Source organism: Streptomyces sp. NPDC051020 (assembly GCF_040683105.1).
Classification (GTDB): Bacteria; Actinomycetota; Actinomycetes; order Streptomycetales; family Streptomycetaceae; genus Streptomyces.
Genome location: NZ_JBFBCG010000133.1, coordinates 1 through 10,720, shown reverse-complemented (window position 1 = coordinate 10,720; position 10,720 = coordinate 1). Strand labels below are relative to the sequence as shown.

At 68.4% G+C, this 10,720-nt stretch carries 12 protein-coding genes and 6 pseudogenes; 9 read left to right on the top strand and 9 right to left on the bottom strand.

Features of this window, described 5'->3' with window-relative positions; translation table 11 throughout:
• Positions 1 to 96: 96 nt before the first annotated feature.
• A pseudogene (locus AB0N06_RS36135) lies at positions 97 to 330 on the top strand (NAD(P)-dependent oxidoreductase); the annotation flags it as partial.
• A gap of 956 nt (positions 331 to 1,286) precedes the next feature.
• A pseudogene (locus tag AB0N06_RS36130) lies at positions 1,287 to 1,600 on the top strand (Tn3 family transposase); the annotation flags it as partial.
• A gap of 37 nt (positions 1,601 to 1,637) precedes the next feature.
• Here AB0N06_RS36130 and AB0N06_RS36125 read toward each other — a convergent pair.
• Positions 1,638 to 2,432 (bottom strand): nucleotidyltransferase domain-containing protein, encoded by a 795-nt coding sequence (locus AB0N06_RS36125; protein WP_366138922.1) that lies wholly within the window; start codon positions 2,430 to 2,432, stop codon positions 1,638 to 1,640.
• 317 nt (positions 2,433 to 2,749) lie between these two features.
• On the opposite strand from AB0N06_RS36125, the pseudogene AB0N06_RS36120 reads away from it, so the two are divergent.
• A pseudogene (locus AB0N06_RS36120) lies at positions 2,750 to 3,253 on the top strand (protein kinase family protein); the annotation flags it as partial.
• A 63-nt stretch (positions 3,254 to 3,316) separates the two neighbouring features.
• Here the strand turns inward: AB0N06_RS36120 and AB0N06_RS36115 are convergent.
• The 6 genes and pseudogenes from AB0N06_RS36115 to AB0N06_RS36090 all read right to left on the bottom strand — a co-directional run.
• A pseudogene (locus tag AB0N06_RS36115) lies at positions 3,317 to 3,450 on the bottom strand (Uma2 family endonuclease); the annotation flags it as partial.
• 36 nt (positions 3,451 to 3,486) lie between these two features.
• Positions 3,487 to 3,930 carry an SRPBCC domain-containing protein gene (locus AB0N06_RS36110; RefSeq protein ID WP_366138920.1) on the bottom strand — a complete coding sequence of 148 codons (444 nt, stop codon included), beginning with the start codon at positions 3,928 to 3,930 and terminating at the stop codon, positions 3,487 to 3,489.
• A gap of 14 nt (positions 3,931 to 3,944) precedes the next feature.
• The gene (locus AB0N06_RS36105; protein WP_366138924.1) at positions 3,945 to 4,307 is read right to left on the bottom strand and encodes a winged helix-turn-helix domain-containing protein; all 363 of its coding nucleotides are present in this window, start codon (positions 4,305 to 4,307) and stop codon (positions 3,945 to 3,947) included.
• Positions 4,304 to 4,765: an SRPBCC domain-containing protein gene (locus AB0N06_RS36100; RefSeq protein ID WP_366138919.1), complete on the bottom strand. Its 462-nt coding sequence runs from the start codon at positions 4,763 to 4,765 to the stop codon at positions 4,304 to 4,306. The genes AB0N06_RS36105 and AB0N06_RS36100 overlap by 4 nt, the downstream gene beginning before the upstream one ends.
• A 251-nt stretch (positions 4,766 to 5,016) precedes the next feature.
• Positions 5,017 to 5,223 (bottom strand): hypothetical protein, encoded by a 207-nt coding sequence (locus AB0N06_RS36095; protein WP_366138918.1) that lies wholly within the window; start codon positions 5,221 to 5,223, stop codon positions 5,017 to 5,019.
• On the bottom strand, positions 5,220 to 5,648 hold the full coding sequence (locus AB0N06_RS36090; protein ID WP_366138917.1) for a reverse transcriptase domain-containing protein: 429 nt from the start codon (positions 5,646 to 5,648) through the stop codon (positions 5,220 to 5,222). The genes AB0N06_RS36095 and AB0N06_RS36090 overlap by 4 nt, the downstream gene beginning before the upstream one ends.
• A gap of 30 nt (positions 5,649 to 5,678) precedes the next feature.
• Between AB0N06_RS36090 and AB0N06_RS36085 the strand changes: the two are divergent.
• From AB0N06_RS36085 to AB0N06_RS36070, 4 genes and pseudogenes are all read left to right on the top strand, one after another.
• A pseudogene (locus AB0N06_RS36085) lies at positions 5,679 to 5,882 on the top strand (LuxR C-terminal-related transcriptional regulator); the annotation flags it as partial.
• A gap of 138 nt (positions 5,883 to 6,020) precedes the next feature.
• The gene (locus tag AB0N06_RS36080; RefSeq protein WP_366138923.1) at positions 6,021 to 6,299 is read left to right on the top strand and encodes a DUF1778 domain-containing protein; all 279 of its coding nucleotides are present in this window, start codon (positions 6,021 to 6,023) and stop codon (positions 6,297 to 6,299) included.
• A complete protein-coding gene (locus tag AB0N06_RS36075; RefSeq protein WP_366138916.1) occupies positions 6,296 to 6,682 on the top strand; it encodes a fic family toxin-antitoxin system, toxin component in 387 nt (128 codons plus the stop codon). Before AB0N06_RS36080 ends, AB0N06_RS36075 begins: the two co-directional genes overlap by 4 nt.
• Positions 6,683 to 6,882: 200 nt before the next feature.
• Positions 6,883 to 7,281, top strand: coding sequence for a hypothetical protein (locus AB0N06_RS36070; protein WP_366138915.1), 399 nt, complete (start codon positions 6,883 to 6,885; stop codon positions 7,279 to 7,281).
• 545 nt (positions 7,282 to 7,826) lie between these two features.
• Here AB0N06_RS36070 and AB0N06_RS36065 read toward each other — a convergent pair.
• Complete coding sequence (locus AB0N06_RS36065) at positions 7,827 to 8,006, bottom strand: hypothetical protein (protein WP_366138914.1); 180 nt, start codon at positions 8,004 to 8,006, stop codon at positions 7,827 to 7,829.
• A gap of 256 nt (positions 8,007 to 8,262) precedes the next feature.
• Here AB0N06_RS36065 and AB0N06_RS36060 point away from each other — a divergent pair.
• A pseudogene (locus AB0N06_RS36060) lies at positions 8,263 to 8,451 on the top strand (helix-turn-helix domain-containing protein); the annotation flags it as partial.
• A gap of 129 nt (positions 8,452 to 8,580) precedes the next feature.
• Here the strand turns inward: AB0N06_RS36060 and AB0N06_RS36055 are convergent.
• A complete protein-coding gene (locus tag AB0N06_RS36055; protein WP_366138913.1) occupies positions 8,581 to 9,057 on the bottom strand; it encodes a LuxR C-terminal-related transcriptional regulator in 477 nt (158 codons plus the stop codon).
• Positions 9,058 to 9,394: 337 nt separating this feature from the next.
• On the opposite strand from AB0N06_RS36055, the gene AB0N06_RS36050 reads away from it, so the two are divergent.
• The coding region (locus tag AB0N06_RS36050) for a glycoside hydrolase family 15 protein (RefSeq protein WP_366138912.1) at positions 9,395 to 10,720 on the top strand (1,326 nt) is incomplete at its 3' end.

The window sequence follows — 10,720 nt, the reverse complement described above, 5'->3', positions numbered from 1 at the left end:
GATCACCCGAGCCCCATCCAGCACGCCAGTACGGATCACGGCCACACGAACGAGTGATCGCGAAGCAGGGGAAGAGGGACTTAACGACCTCTGAGGGCTGGTGAAGAGAACCCCGGCGCCGCGCTTGATGCTGGAGAACATCCCGGCGACCTCAGTACGGTCACCATGATGGGCGCGACGTCCGACCACATCGTCGAGACCAGCTCGTCACTCGGCCTCGACCTCGCGCTCCCCCTGGCCGTGCAGGCCCACTACCGGCGCGCGATCGAGAACGGACACGGCAGCGACAATTGGACCCGCATCATCGACAGCATCCGAGGACCGCGCTGACCACATGCGGGACCGATGAACGCACGCCCAGCCGCGACTCCGCCCAGGCCCCACCGCCTACTTACGGCCTCGGCGGACCGTGCCCCGGCACCTGACCTGGCTCGGAGTGGGGTTACGCCGACTCACCGAGGTTCGGGCCGTTGACCTGCCGGCGGTTGCCTACTGAACTACCGCTTCCACGGTCGGCTTAGGCCCGAGCCGCTACGGTGCCGCCTTGACCGCGACCCGGCGGTCGACATTGGGGCCGTACGCCTTCCCTCCCTGGCCGAACCCGCCCGCGCCGATGGGCTCGATCAGCCGGTAGCGCCCATCCAGCACGCCTCCTGCTTGCACAACTCCCCCTTTTCGGCGCTCACCGCTACGCACGGTGTATCCCGGCGTGCACCCGTCACGCTACGCCGCAGGAACCACCTACGACAGGCGACCTTGATCGAGCGTCACGTGATGGCCGAGCCGTGGTACACAGCGGAGCCGGGTGCGGGAGTAAAGAAGTCGCGACGGAGCCGGAATCCCGGCAAACCGTCGCGCGTCGGCCGAGCCCGGCCGACGGCCTGATTATGCTATAGTTGATCTTGAACGTTGCCGCAACAGGCGGTGAGTGACGCTGCGTTGGTGGTCCAAGGAAAGACGCCCCGCTTCCCGCGGGGAAATGCAGGTGCAAGGCCTGCCCAGCGCTCACTCACGAAGCCCTTCCCTCCACACCGGGGAAGGGCTTCGTCATGTTCCCCTGATGCGACGTTCAGCGAGCGTCACCTGGGCCCTGCCGCCTTCTTCGCTGCCAGGGCCCGCTCGCGATGGGGGATTTTCGCCTCCGCGGTCGAACCGTCGCTGTAGCGGATGGTGCAGCGCTCCCCAGGCTGGGCTGTGCACTGGGTGCACGACAGCTCGATCCAGGCTGATGCCGGGTCGGCCCTGGGGGAGAGGCGCCTGCGCGGTGGCGGCGTGCGAAGTGCGAAGTGCGCCAGCACTACCGCGAGGGCATGGAAGACCAGCTCGGCGCGCTCGGCCTGGCGCTCAACGCCGTGGTGTTGTTCAACAGCCTCTGCATCGACGTCGCCGTCAAGCAGTTGGCCGCCGACGGCTTCCCCGTCACCGATGAGCCGGACCGGGACGAGGACGTCGCCCGGCTCTCCCCGCTCAAGCACCGCAACCTCAACGTGCTCGGCCGGTACAGCTTCACCACCTCCACGCCCGCCGCCGGTGCGCCGCGGCCCCTGCGGGACCCGGACGCGCCGGGGCTGACGAGGACGACGGCGGCGGGGAGGGCTGAGCGTCATGAGCCGACGTCGTGTGCCGACCCGCTTCAGTCAGTGTCCTTGGTCGATGACGTCGTGGAGGTATTGCAGGGTGAGCTTCTCGGCGTGGTGGCGGCGTTCGACGACTGCTCCACCGTCATCGGACCACCGGCGGTAGAGATCGATGGCGGCGAGGAGGGCCTGTCCGGCCTCGTGGCGGTCGTAGCCGCACAGGGTTGCCTGAAGGTCGCGCGCCTGTTCGGGCGCGATGGTTTCGAGGTGGCGTACACCGCGGGGGATTGCGCCGACCCGGCGAGCGGCCAAGGGGCCGAGCACGGTCTCGCGCAGGTAGTTGAGGAAGCCAATGGTCTCGAACAGTTCACCGCGGCCGAGCTTCGTCGCGCCGTAGTGCACCCAGATCCAGAACCGGTCCTCGAACCACTGGAGGTCGAGCGACGGAGTGGTCGGCGGCTGCTGGGCGAGGGCACCGACCAGGATTCCGACCCGGTCCCATAGGACCTCTGGATTATCGATGCGCTCGGCGAAGTCGGAAGCCCGCACGAACTTGAAGTCGACATGCAGGAGGGGCGGCCCGACGAGCGTGATGATCAGGCGCGGCTCACCGACATGCTCCCCGGTGAATCCGGCCACCAGGGAGGCCCAGGAGCCGATCAGCGCGAGCCGTTCCTGCATGACCGCGTCGTACGCCTCGTCATCGATGACCAGGATCAGGTCTACGTCTGAATAGGCATCGGGGTGGCCCCCTGCGATTGACCCGGTGATCGCCACGCCGGCCACGCGCGCATCCTGCCGGATCCGGGGAAGCGCGTCGCTGAGGAACTCGCTGTGCAAGGAGGGGACATCCATTGCTTTCCTTCCGATCGGAGCAAAGCAGACCAACGTAACAGGCAGCCGGGTGAGAATCGCAACTCGAATTCTCACAAACGGCCCTTTTCCGGAGCAAGATTGAAACCGGTCTGCCGGACGCCTGCTGATCTTCAATCGGTTCTCAGAACCTGTTCACCTGCCGGCGCCGGCAGCCCCCCATGACCGCGGAAGCCCTACTCACCCGCTGGCCCATCGCCACGCAGAAGGTGGAACTCCTCCATGGCGTGCTCATCTTCACCGGCGACTTCGACGAGCGTGACCTGAAGACAGCACGCCATACCTATCCAGGCTGGACCGCCGCGCCGGAGGGCGGAGAGGCCTCGCCGTATCTGTGGGTGGAGGAGGCCCTGGCGCGAGGGACTGCCTTCATGAGCTCGCACGGACTCGTCCACTTCGACGCGCACTTCGACAATGTCCTGACCGACGGCCGACTGCTGTACTTCGCGGATTTCGGACTCGCCCTGAGCTCCGGCTTCGAACTGTCAGCGGCCGAGGCGGAGTTCCTCTCCGATCATCTCGCATATGACCGCTGCCACGCCATGAGCCACCTGCTCCGCCGCCACCTGCCCGATGGGCTGCGCGGCGGTATGGAACACGAGGCGTTCCTGCGCAAGTGGATCGCCGGCCACCGCCCCGATGGCCTCCCGCGCGAGATCACCACGATCGTGGACCGGCATGCCCGAGCCGCCGCGGTCATGGGCGAATTCGCTCGCCGTCTGCTCACCGAGAGCAAGCAGACGCCATTTCCGGCTGCCGAGATCGGGCGGGCCTGGAGCACCGAGGCCGCGGCGTCCTGCTGAGGCCAGACTGCCGCAGAAGAACGCGTCCACGCCGAACGGCTCCGGCAGGCGCGGCACCACGTCGAAGGGCTGCGGGCCGTCGACGTGGTGCAGCCGAGCCGGCCGGGTTCGGAGAACAGGGTGACGCTGCCCTGGATCCGGTCGACGAGGAGGCAGCGGGGGGCGCCGTACTCGGCGAACCGGCCGCGATTCACGACCATCGGCGAACGGCCGGCTCGGCGAGCGCCTCCGGGTCAGTGCCAGTCACTGATCTTCACGTCGCGCGGCTCGGGGGCACCTTCTCCGGTCTCAAGGAGCTGCTTGAGGCTCATCAGGAAGGTGCCCCACTTGGTGCTGCAGTGGTGCATGAACTCGACCGGCTCACGCCAGCCCTCGTGCGTGAACAGCACGATCGTGTAGTCGCCGTCCTGACGGAGGTTCCACTGCACGCTGGTGCCGATCCACTCCTGTGGTCCGTCCACGACGTCCCAGCGGACGAGCCGGCCCCGATCGAGCTCGGAGACCTTCATGTCGAAACCGCCCGGCCCGAACCGGAACTCGATCACGCCGCCGAGGCCGGTCTCCCCCGACACCTTCTCTGTCCACCAGCCGGACAAGCCGTCGAGGGTGGTGAGCGCGTCGTACACCTGCTCCGGCGAGGACTGCTCGACGCCGATGCGGTGAAGGATGTCTGCCATCTCCGTGTTCCTCTCTACTGCTTCTTCTCGGTCTCGTTGGTCGTGTCCTGGCCGCGCTGGATCGTCTCGGCGATGCGCTTGATGCGCTGGAGACGGGAGCTCCAGGCACTTCCGACGTCGGCGAGTTGGGCGACGGCGCGGGCGAGCTGGGCCTGATCGACACGGAACTGCTTCTCGCGGCCGGCGGTGGTGGCGTGCACCAAGCCGACCCGGTCGAGGACGACGAGGTGCTTCGCCACCGCCTGACGGGTCACCGGCAGGCGCTCGCTCAGGCTGGTCGCCGTCCCGCTGCCTTCGCTCAGCAGCAGGTCAAGCATCCGGCGCCGGGTCGGGTCACCGACCGCCGACCAGAGGTCGTCGTCCACTATCACGCTTATGCACCCACTCCGACCTTCGCGGCGTACGCCGGGAGCCGCGGCAGGTAGAAGTCCCAGCCGGTGACGTGCTCGGCGTACTTGGCGGCGGCCTTCGCCTCGTCCCAGCCGCGCTCACGGAAGCCGCTCTCGGTCATCCGTAGGAGCGTCCCGGTCCCGGCGGGCCTGAGTTCGAAGACGACCAGGTTCGAGTTGTCCGGGGCTGCCGACTCCCCCTCGCCGTGGGTCCATCGGAAGGAGAAGCGCCGCGGCGGCACGGCGTCGACGACCGTGAACTGCACCCAGGAGCCGCCCCGCGAGAAGTCCCCGAAGCCGATCCGCCCTGCTCCCCCGGGCACGGCCGGGAACTCCGCCTCGTCCGGCCACCACTCGCGTAGGTGCTCGGGACTGCTCACCACGTCGAAGACGACCTCGGGTGAGGCGTCGATGTGAATCTCCCGCTCGATCGTTCCGAATTCCATACCTGCCACCTTCTGCAACGTTTGGTTGCACATCAACGTAGCCGAGAGTTCAGGCATGTGCAACCATTGGTTGCACAATGGCGCTTCCGAGTGGGCCTGCACCAACCGCCTCGCCCGGGAACACGCCCAGCGCCAGGCGGACGAGCCTTAGCTTGGCGTTTAACGTCGCCCGCGGTCGGGTGGCCCGGAGGAATCGCACCCCCGGGCTCCCACGGAACGGAGCGTGAAAGTCTCCCGTCACTCCGCTCTTCTCATCGAGTCCAGGCGAACTCGCGGTCCCATTCCCAGTGCTTGAATAGCCCCGACACTCGTTGCACAAGTCCAGTCCACCATGCACGGAAACGTTTGTAGCTCCGCAGTCGTTTGTACTTCTTCCGCGCCCATCGCATCAGGTAGGTGTTGATGCGTCGCAGGAAGGGATACAGCTGCGACCGGTAGAACCGGCCGTAGTACGTCATCCAGCCCGACACGATTGGATTGATCCAGTCGGCGAGATGAGTTCGAGTCTGGTGCGCCTGTGAACTCGCCATTCGCGGACCTGCTGGCCCATGGCTTTGAGTGCCTCCGGGCTGACTGCGGGCAGGAACGACGTGAATGCTTTGCCGTCCGGATACCGGGCCTTCCGAGGGGCGAACGTGTACCCCAGGAACTTGAACGACGTGTGCTCGGCAGAGCCCCGCCGTCTGGTGTCCTTGCAGTAGACGAGCTTGGTCTTATCGGGGTGCAGCCGCAGCCCGACTTCCTCCATCCTCGCTTCGAGCGCCGCCCACACCTGCCGGGCCTGGCGCTCGGTCACACAGTGCACCACCGCGTCATCCGCATAGCGTTCGAAGTCCACTGACGGGAACTCCCGCGTCAGGAACTGGTCAAACGCATAGTGCATGAAGAGCGGCGCAGGATGTCCCGGCTCCCCGAACCTCTGACCCAGCGCGAAGTCGACGTCGTACGCCTCGTGGCTCATGGATTCACCAACGAAGAAGTAGCCGCCGAGCTCTACGTGACCCTGTCCACGGTCAAGACGCACCTCGGCAACATCCAGCGCAAACTCACTGCCCGCAACCGCGTCGAAATCGCCGCCTGGGCCTGGGAGACCGGGATCTGCACCAGAGGCGGCTGACCGCTGCCCTCCGCCTGAGCTCCGCGTCCTCGGGCGCAAGCCAGCTGTCGAGTCAAGTGCGCGTGCGGGATATCTGCTGAGGCATGACCTGCACGTGGTACCACTGGTACCGTTGGCGCCATGCCGGAACCCAAAGGTATGAATCTGCGTTTTCCCGACCCCGAGCAACGGGCTGCGATCGCGGCTGCCGCAAGGAAGGAGGGGGTGAGCATGCAGGAGTACATCCTCTCTGCCGCCTACAAGCGCGCCACCGCCGTCGAGCAGCACTTCCTGGACCACTTCCAGGCATCGATGGCCCGCAGCGGCGCCGCCTTCGCGGACGAACCGAGCGGCGTCGACGCCACCGCTGACCAGCGCGCTGCCGAGCAGCAGGCGCGGCATGAGCTGGAGCACCAGGAGCGGGGCCACGCCGCGTGAGTCAGCCGGAACCGTTCCATCCGCTCGACGTGACATTCCTGCTGCACGCCGCTGAGCTGCTCGACGGTGATCCCCAGGTCGACGACCTCGGGCCCCTGTACGCCGCTGTCGCCCGGGTGAACGCCCAGGCTATGGAGCACGATGTCTACGGGTCTTTGCACCTCAAGGCGGCGGCGCTCCTGCAGACCCTGGTGAGACTTCCTTGCCTTGAGCACTCCAATGAGGCGTTCGCCTGGCACGCCGCCGAGGCCTTCCTCGCTCTGAACGGACGTCAGCTCGACTACCCGCCCAAGGCGGCGGTCGCCCTCGTAGGGGAGGCCGCTTCCGGTGCACTCGGTGTCGCCAGGATCGCCCGCCAGCTACGTAGCTGGACCATCGCCTGACCACGGCCAGCCACCTGGTGTCCGGAAGACGGATCCCGGCGAACTCTCTTTGGACATCTCCTGGACCCTTCCGAGCAGGGCGTACAGACCTGGCGGGTCCGCGTGCTCGCCGGCTCGGAGGCAGTGGAAAGCCTCCGTGCCACTCGTGGCCTGTACTGGCAGAGCGACAACCTGCGCGAGCGGATGACCGTCTGCCCCCGGTGACACTGCACCAAAATGGCCACTGGCGCCGTCAGATGGCCCGGACGCGCGACGACCTCACTGACGACCTCACTCGCGCCGCCGACGTCGAGCCGCGCAGTACTGGGGAAGTGATGGCGCTGCACGTGGGCAGCGCCCGCGCCCGGGCCCTGGAGCGCAACCGACCGCAGCTCGCGCGCAAAGCCGTGGCCGGCCTTCCCGAGGACCGCCGCGATGACGACTGGGACGCCTGCTCCGGCATTCTCTTCCAGGACCACGATGTGCTGATGCTGTTCGACGACGCCCTCGACGGCGTCGAGGACAGTGGCAGCGCCGTCAACCTCGCCCCGCTCGACTGGTTCACCGCCTTCGATCCCGACCTGGCCCGCGATCCCGATCGCGGATTCCCGCACCCCTGACCCAGCAAAAGCGCGCCGAAGAGGGCGTCTGGCGTCGTCACCGCGCAGGCCCGCGCCGGCGCCCGTAGTGTTGGGGGCGAAGGCCTGCTCCTGACAGGACGGGTTGGCCGGGCGGTTTTGCGGTCTGTTCGCACGTTCTGCAAAACCGCCCTTCCCCGGCTGCGTACGGGGGTGCGCTACTTGCAGACGTGGCCAGGGGTTCCTGCCCCGGCCTGGGCTGGGGACTGCAACCCAGATCCTGCCGTGGTCAATGACGTCGACGGCGGTGTCGGCTGCGGCGCGCTCAGCGCGGGTGTGCTGAGGCCTCCTGACGTCCCTGCCGAAGCTGGCCGGGGACAGCAGCGGGCGAGGAACAGGCCGGTGCCGGTGCAGCGGCCCCGGCTGCGACGCCAAGGGTCGGGTGCGCGGTCCGACGTGGGCCGTGCGGCCACCGGGTCGTGACCGATATCAGGATGATGTACCAGGATTCCGCATGGCTTACGGTGAAGACGTACAGCTGTGCTGTGCTCACCACCATGGCAGCGCCGCGGCGCGGATCCGATGACTCAGACGCCCTGCCAAGGAGTCATGCCGCGCTGCACCGGCTGGGTGGTGACGGGCCGGTGCCCGGGCGGCATGACTTTCGCCAGGTCGCGATGAAGCTGTTCGGCCTCGCCGCGTACCCGGGCGGGGACATCGCCCTGCTCTGCGACAAGGCGCCTGTAGATCGGGGTCTCCTGGAACACGGGCAAGGTCTGCTTTCTGGTGCGGGGCTGCGGGCGCTGCTGCGGCTGGCCGACGGGGCGCTGAGTGCAGCGTAGAGCTTAGGGTGCCTGGCGAGCCATTAACTCCTACGGCATTCGGATCAACAACCGCACCTACGATGCTCCGGAACTCGGTCCCATGCGCGGGCGTGATTCGGGCGTCGCCGCCAAGCGAGGGCTGCTGGGAGGTCCACACCCCGTGGGAACGCCCCGGGGACAAGGACAAGGAGGCGCGGGCTTGATCCGTGCCTACACGTTCCTCCTGCGGCCCACGGCCGGTCAGGAAGCCGCTCTGCGGGCGATGCTCGCTGATCACTGCTCGCTTGACAACGGGGCCTTGCAGGAGCGCCGCGACGCCTACCGGCACGCCTCGAAGACGAGCGTCAGGTACGGCGACCAGTCCGCGCAGCTCAAGGAGATCCGCGCCTCCTCACCGACCACGTCGCGTACAGCTGGCCATGCCTCAACCGTCTGTTGTCGCCCCAGCAGGTGAGGAACGGAGTGTCCCGCAGGGGACACGCCCGCGGTCCAAGCGTTTTGCGCTGCCGGGCTCGCGTCAGCGGGAGGGTCCGATTCCCCAGGCGGCGGCTCGGGCGGCGGCGGCCGCGCGGTTGGGGAGGTCGAGCTTGGCGAGGATGTGCTCAACGTGGGTCCCCACGGTGCGCGGCGTGATGTACAGCCGCTCGGCGATCTCCCGGTTGGTGCGGCCGGCCGTCAGTTCGGCCAGCACCTGGAGCTCCCGTGGCGAGAGTCCGCCAGGCCGCCGCGCGTCCGAGTGCCGCGCGTCGGCAGCGGGGTCGGCCGCGGCGATCTCCTCGGGCGGCAGGCCTGCGCAGGGGTCGACGGCCGCGGCGAGGGCCTCGGTGAGCAGGGTGACCACGGCGCGCGCCGGATCGGGCGCGCACCGCGGCCGACGGGTGCTGACGTTCAGCATGCCGACGTACCGGCCGTCGGCGGCGAAAAGGCACTGGGCCACGCCGTCCTCGATGCCGAGGGGACTCAGCACCTCCTGGAAGCCCGGGGATGCCGCCACCGACGCTTCCTCGCCCTCGGCCGCCAGGACTCGGCCTCGGGACCTCGCTGATGACGCAGGGCCGCCTCGCCACGCGGCAGCGGGGAGACACGACGTACGCCGACCGGACGCCGAGCGCGGGGCGCGGCACCAGGCCGTGCCACCCGGTCGGGGCAACTGCCGGCAACCGGCACGTGCGATCCGCCGATCGTGCTGATTGGCTGGAGGTGAATCCGCTGTTCAGGGAGGCTGGGATCCATGACACCCGTCAGGCACCTGGAGAGGCCTGCGGCGCAGGCGACTGCTCACGCCGTCCCGGCCGGGCCGCGTCCGGCCCAAGGTGGACGGGCTGCAACGCATGAGTACGCGACCAATCGGTGACCACGCCCTGCTGTCCGACTGCCGCTCGGCCGCGCTGGTGACCTCCGACGGCTCGGTGGACTGGCTGTGCCTGCCCCGGTTCGACAGCCCGGCGATCTTCGCCCGGCTCCTCGACGAGGACGCCGGCCACTGGTCCATCCGCCCTATCACCGGTCCGGTCGACATCAGCCGCCGTTACATCAAGGACACCCTCGTTCTGGAGACGGTCTTCCGTACGACCACGGGTACGGCGGTCCTGCGGGATGCCCTCGCCCTGGGACGGCGCGAACGCGGACACGCGCTCGGCACCGCGTCCCCCGGAACGCTGCTGCGGCAGATCACCTGCACCGAAGGGCAGGTGGACATCGAGATCGACTACGCGCCGCGCCCGGAGTTCGGACTCGTCCACCCACTCCTCTCAGCCGTGCGAGGCGGGCTCGCGGCGTACGGGGGCGCCCATGTTCTGCTGCTGTCGAGCCCCGTCGACCTGCGGGTGAGCGGCTCCACAGCGCACGGCCGAATCCCGCTCTCGGCGGGGCACCGCGTCGGGTTCGCCCTGCACGTCGGGCCGGCGTGGGAAAGGGAGTCGGTGGGCTGGCGGGCAGGGCGGATCCGGCACCGCATGTCCGACACCATCGAAGGCTGGCGCTCCTGGTCGAAGCTCCACCGCGGCTACGTCGGCCCCTGGCAGGACGAGGTGGGCCACAGCGGACGCGTGCTGCGAGCCCTGACCTTCGCTCCCACCGGGGCCATCGTCGCCGCGGCCACCACCTCCTTGCCCGAGAAAACGGGCGGGATGCGCAACTGGGACTACCGCTACACCTGGGTCCGCGACGCGAGCTTCACCCTGCAAGCGCTCGCCACGGCCGCCTGCGAGAAGGAGAAGAACCGGTTCTTCGGCTTCCTCGCCCGGGCCGCGGCAACCCAACTTGGCCGCGGCGTCGACCTGCAGATCATGTACGGCATCGGCGGAGAACGTGATCTGAGCGAGCGGCTCCTGCCCCACCTGACCGGCTGGCGCAACAGTGGCCCCGTTCGGATCGGCAACGACGCCTGGCGCCAACGCCAACTCGACGTCTACGGCGAACTCCTCGACGCCGCCCACGAGTGCCTCCCACCCGGGGAGCGCCTGGACCCGCCCACCCGCGCCTTCCTGGTTCAGGCGGCCGACACAGCCGCCCGTCGCTGGGCCGAGCCCGACCAGGGCATCTGGGAGAGGCGCGGACCGGGCAGACACTTCCTGCACTCGAAACTGATGTGCTGGGTCGCCCTGGACCGCGCCATCGCCATGGCCCCCGCCCTCCAGGCCCACGAACGCGTACCC

Coding starts and splice junctions, on each gene's coding strand:
- AB0N06_RS36110 (WP_366138920.1), bottom strand. CDS start 3,930: ATGGCAGACATCCTTCACCGCATCGGCGTCGAGCAGTCCTCGCCGGAG.
- AB0N06_RS36125 (WP_366138922.1), bottom strand. CDS start 2,432: ATGGATGTCCCCTCCTTGCACAGCGAGTTCCTCAGCGACGCGCTTCCC.
- AB0N06_RS36090 (WP_366138917.1), bottom strand. CDS start 5,648: ATGCACTATGCGTTTGACCAGTTCCTGACGCGGGAGTTCCCGTCAGTG.
- AB0N06_RS36100 (WP_366138919.1), bottom strand. CDS start 4,765: ATGGAATTCGGAACGATCGAGCGGGAGATTCACATCGACGCCTCACCC.
- AB0N06_RS36080 (WP_366138923.1), top strand. CDS start 6,021: ATGAATCTGCGTTTTCCCGACCCCGAGCAACGGGCTGCGATCGCGGCT.
- AB0N06_RS36095 (WP_366138918.1), bottom strand. CDS start 5,223: ATGACGTACTACGGCCGGTTCTACCGGTCGCAGCTGTATCCCTTCCTG.